The following is a 4,240-nucleotide window of genomic DNA, read 5'->3' as shown; positions in this document are numbered from 1 at the left end:
GGCCGACGCTGTCGGCGACCCGTCAGTCGCGGTCGGCGCCTCAACAGGGGGTTCTGGGTTGTAGTCGACCAAAAACTCGTGCCAACTCGGGTCGACCGAGGAGGGGTCGTCGCGAAATTTGCGGTACATCTCCTCGACCAACCATTCGTTTTGGCCGAATGGTGAACTCGTACTGCTCACTGCAGCTGCTCGCCTCGATTCCTCTGCTCGGCAAGCGCACGCCCTGACGCTTGCCATCTGGTGCGCCCGCGGCAGCGGCGCATCTGCGGACCTGCGACGGTTTTGACTGTTTCCGCCCCATAAAGGCTAACCCTTCGCAACCAATCCGCCAGGCACGGCAAAACGGTGAGCTCTCCTGGGGCCGTGGCGGCTAGCCGATGTCGCGCACGTGCGGCAGCAGGTGCACGGTGACCGGCCAGCGGGCGGGTGGGGGACCGAACGCTTTGCGGGCGTTGCGGACGACCTTCTTGCCGGCCACCCGGTTGCCGACGCCACCAATCACGGCGCCGATGCCGACCGGCAGCATCTTGCCGAGCATCAGTGCGCTGCGCCGCAGTGTATAGCGCCGGACCACGTACTTGAGCAGCCGCGAATTCAGCTGCGATACCGCAGGCAGCGGCAGCGACGCCACGCCCTCGGTCAGCCAGGCGCCGCTGGTGCGGCCCGGACCAATCAGCTCGGCGAGGGCGCGCTTGCTGTCGTCGCCAACCAACACGGCCAGCACCAGCGCGCGGCGGCGTTCGCGGTGTTCGGCGGGAACGCCGTATACGTCAGCAAGTGCCAGCACGAAGACGGCAGTGGCCTCGAGAAACACCACGGTCTCGCCCGCGGCCGCAGACAGCGCTGCTAGCGTGCCGATGCCGGGGAAGGCCGCCGTCGAACCCACCGCGGCGCCGCTGCCCGTGACCGCTGCCAGGTAACGTTTCTCCAGCTTGGCGACGATCTGTGCCGGCGTGGCGTCAGGCTTGGCGCGGCGCAGCCGCTCCACGTAGGCCTTGGCGGCAGGACCCTGCACCCGCGAGCTTCGTTCGATGACCTGCGCTAGTGCGCGCGCGGAAGCCTTCGGTCGATCAGTTGGGGTAGCCGACAACGGATGCGGCGTTGGCCCGGCCCGTCGTGCGCTCATAGTCCCTCCAAATCTGGCCCGGTTCTTGCGCCGGCACGCATGGCGTCTTCCAGGCTAGCGCCGTTTGCCGAACTGCCTGAACGGCGGCAAGTCCGCTGTGCACGCCCTCGGCGCATGGGGGAGTTGTCTTGACCAAGGTCGGCCACGTAGCCTCGCAGCGATTACTCCGCTCGGGATAATCCGCTCCGTTCGGCGACGATGCGCGCCGCGGAACGGCGGCAGGAGGAGCCGCGATGCCCTACCGATTGACACCGCTCGGTGTCGCTGTATTGGCACTGCTGCGGGATCGTCCCATGCACGGCTACCAGATGTTCCAGACCCTGGTGGACCGCCAGGCGGACCGCATCGTCAAGGTCCGGCCAGGGTCGCTCTATCACGTCGTCGATCGCTTGGCCGAGGAGAAACTGATCCGCGGTCGGCGACGAGCCGGCACGGAAATCGGCCGGAGCGGGCGATCTATGAAATCACCGACGCCGGTGTTGAGGCGCTCACCGATCGGGTACGCGAATTGGTGGCCACCCCAACCAACGAGTTCCCGCAGTTCGTCACCGCGCTTGCCGAAATACACAATCTCGATGCCGATACCGCGGCGGACGCGGTGACCAGCCGCATGGCCGCGTTGGAGGCCGATGTTGCGGAGATGGTGGCGCTACGCGACGCCAATGCCGCGGTCAGCGTCGTCGCGTTGGATTACTTGCTGGCCACTATTGGAGCTCAGGTCGCCTGGTTGCGAGTGTTCGCATCGTCGCTGGAATCCGGTGACGCCGCCCGGCAACACGCCATCCGGCTCGACGTCAGCGCGGATAGCGAAAGCGGGGCGGAGACATGACCGCGCCGGCGAGTCGGGTGCGCGTCGGCGGAGCCGGACGCGGGATCGCGGCGAAGCGCCAAAAGCATCCGCATATGAACCCGTGGCACGCGTTGTGGGCGATGATCGTCGGCTTTTTCATGATCCTGGTCGACTCCACGATCGTCGCGGTCGCCAATCCCAGCATCATGGCCAAGCTGGGCACCGGCTACGACACGGTGATCTGGGTGACCAGCGCCTACCTGTTGGCCTACGCGGTGCCGTTGCTGGTGGCGGGCCGCCTCGGCGACCGGTTCGGCCCCAAGACCCTCTACCTGATCGGACTAGCGGTGTTCACCGCCGCGTCGTTGTGGTGCGGCCTGTCGGGCAGTATCGGCATGCTGATCGGCGCCCGAGTGGTTCAGGGCATCGGCGCCGCATTGCTGACCCCGCAAACGCTCTCGATGATCACCCGGATCTTCCCGTCCGAGCGTCGCGGTATGGCGATGAGCCTGTGGGGCGCCACCGCCGGAGTCGCCACCCTGGTCGGGCCGCTGGCCGGCGGTGTGCTGGTCGACGGACTCGGTTGGGAGTGGATCTTTTTCGTCAACGTGCCGATCGGCATCATCGGGATGGCGTTGGCGGTCTGGTTGATCCCGGTGCTTCCCACCAACGATCACCGGTTCGACCTGGTCGGCGTGGGATTGTCTGGCGCCGGCATGTTCCTCGTCGTCTTCGGCTTGCAGCAGGGCCAGGCCGGCGGCTGGGCGCCGTGGATATGGGCAGTAATCGTCGCCGGGATCGGCTTCATGGTGATGTTCGTCTACTGGCAGTCGATCAACACCGGCGAACCGCTCATACCGCTTGATATCTTCCGGGACCGCGACTTCAGTCTGGCCAATTTAGCGGTGGCGGTGATCGGGTTCGCGGCGACGGCGATGATCCTGCCGCTGATGTTCTATGCCCAGGCGGTGTGCGGCCTGTCGCCGACTCGCTCGGCGCTGCTCACCGCGCCGATGGCGATCGTCAGCGGCCTGCTGGCCCCAGCGGTGGGCAAGATCGTCGACAACTACCACCCCCGGCCGGTGGTTGGTTTCGGCTTCTCGATGTTGGCTATCGGGCTGACGTGGCTTTCGATCGAGATGACGCCGACCACGCCGATTTGGCGGCTGGTGTTGCCGTTCACTGCGATGGGCGTCGGGATGGCTTTCGTCTGGCAGCCGCTGGCCGCGACCGCGACCCGCAACCTGCCGCCGCACGTGGCCGGCGCCGGCTCCGGCGTATTCAACGCGACCCGGCTCGTTGGCGCCGTGCTCGGCAGCGCCGGCATCGCCGCTTTCATGACCTGGCGGATCACCGCCGAAATGCCACCGATGCCCGACGGCGGGTCTCCACCGGGGCCGGAGGGGGCGGCGTTGCTACTGCCGGCGTTTCTGCGCGAACCGTTCGCTGCCGCGATGTCGCAGTCAATGCTGCTGCCGGCGTTCATCGCGCTGTTCGGTGTGGGAGCGGCGCTCTTTATGGTCGGCTTCGGCGTGCAGGGTGTCGGTGAGACGGGCCGGGCGCGCGACCGGTTGCCCGCCGGTGTCGGCGATCGACCCGCGCGCGTTCCCGTCGTGGCGGATGACCACGTGGTGGGCGATGACTACGACGACGATGACTACGTCGAGTACACGATTGCTCGAAAACCAGAACTCTGGGACCAACCGGCCGGCTACGACGAAGACGACACCGAGCCGCTGAAGCCTCGCGTCGAACATTCGCAACCGTTATCCGTGCGGCACACCAATCCGGTCGGATCCAAGCACGGCGGGCGTGACGCGCCTGACCCGGCGTCGCGAGCAGAACCAATTGGGTTTGCTCACAACGGGTCTTACCTGGATGACCGCCAGCTGTTGCGTCCGCTCGCCGAACCTTCGGTGACGGAGTCGCGTTCGGCCGACCGGTTTGTCGATGAGATCGACGACACCTACGGCACTGCCGGCTATGGTCCGCATGCCGACGTAAGCAGCCGGACCGGGCAATACCACGGCTCTGAGGAGTCGACGTGGCAGAGGCGCGGCGACGATCCCTTCCCGCCGCCTGCGAGCCGCCCCACCCATGCGGGCCGGGCGCACTCGCAATCGGACGACGAGGTCTCCTGGTCGGAGCGATTTTGGCAGGGCCGTTCGGCGCGCCACCAGGTCCGGGGTGACGGTCCGCCGCGCAACCGGCATTACCGCGGCGACTTCGACGAACCGCCCAGCTACGGACGGCACTCGTCCCAGGAATCTGACTAGCTGGCTGTAGGTGGTGTCAAGTCATGGGTGGTGCGTGGGGCATTGTCG

Annotated in this window: 5 protein-coding genes; 3 read left to right on the top strand and 2 right to left on the bottom strand. The window is 66.8% G+C overall.

The genetic code is table 11. The features are described from left to right. Positions 1-180: hypothetical protein (locus ACFE99_RS23335; RefSeq protein WP_375488994.1), on the bottom strand; the 180-nt coding region annotated here is incomplete at its 3' end. A gap of 190 nt (positions 181-370) precedes the next feature. Next, entirely contained in the window at positions 371-1,126 is a 756-nt protein-coding gene (locus tag ACFE99_RS23330; protein WP_375488992.1) for a hypothetical protein, read from the bottom strand. A 233-nt stretch (positions 1,127-1,359) separates the two neighbouring features. On the opposite strand from ACFE99_RS23330, the gene ACFE99_RS23325 reads away from it, so the two are divergent. The 3 genes from ACFE99_RS23325 to ACFE99_RS23315 all read left to right on the top strand — a co-directional run bounded on the left by ACFE99_RS23325 (position 1,360) and on the right by ACFE99_RS23315 (position 4,192). After that, a complete protein-coding gene (locus ACFE99_RS23325) occupies positions 1,360-1,728 on the top strand; it encodes a PadR family transcriptional regulator (protein ID WP_375488990.1) in 369 nt (122 codons plus the stop codon). Beyond that, on the top strand, positions 1,638-1,955 hold the full coding sequence (locus tag ACFE99_RS23320) for a hypothetical protein (protein WP_375488996.1): 318 nt from the start codon (positions 1,638-1,640) through the stop codon (positions 1,953-1,955). The genes ACFE99_RS23325 and ACFE99_RS23320 overlap by 91 nt, the downstream gene beginning before the upstream one ends. A gap of 74 nt (positions 1,956-2,029) precedes the next feature. Beyond that, a complete protein-coding gene (locus tag ACFE99_RS23315; protein ID WP_375488988.1) occupies positions 2,030-4,192 on the top strand; it encodes an MFS transporter in 2,163 nt (720 codons plus the stop codon). The last annotated feature ends 48 nt before the right edge of the window (positions 4,193-4,240 follow it).

It is taken from the genome of uncultured Mycobacterium sp., assembly GCF_964249325.1.
Classification (GTDB): domain Bacteria; phylum Actinomycetota; class Actinomycetes; order Mycobacteriales; family Mycobacteriaceae; genus Mycobacterium.
This window is presented reverse-complemented; position numbering and strand designations above follow the sequence as displayed.